This is a genomic window from Pseudoalteromonas sp. RB2-MNA-CIBAN-0110, from assembly GCF_040309305.1.
In the GTDB taxonomy this organism is placed as follows: domain Bacteria; phylum Pseudomonadota; class Gammaproteobacteria; order Enterobacterales; family Alteromonadaceae; genus Pseudoalteromonas; species Pseudoalteromonas arctica.
On the sequence record NZ_JBEOOQ010000180.1, the window covers coordinates 1 to 272 of the forward strand.

Annotated in this window: 1 protein-coding gene; it reads right to left on the reverse strand. The window is 34.2% G+C overall.

The genetic code is table 11. The features are described from left to right. A partial coding sequence (locus tag AAEY68_RS21080; protein ID WP_350586830.1) for an ion transporter occupies nt 1–272 on the reverse strand: 272 nt, incomplete at both ends.

The window sequence follows — 272 nt, forward strand, 5'->3', positions numbered from 1 at the left end:
TCAAAAGAACCACGTAGCCAAGTTGTGGTAATGCCTTAATTAACGAATTAATCAATACCCTTAATTCAGGCACCACCGATACCATACGAAGCACTCGAAATACCCTAACTAATCGAGCTAAAAGTGCCATTTCACTATCGTCAACAGGGATTAAGCTAATTGCTACTACTAATGAATCGAAAATATTCCAACCTTTTTTAAAAAAGTTTTTCTTATCATCATCAGCAATGAAGCGTACTAACAGTTCAAATAAAAAGAAGACTGTTATAAAT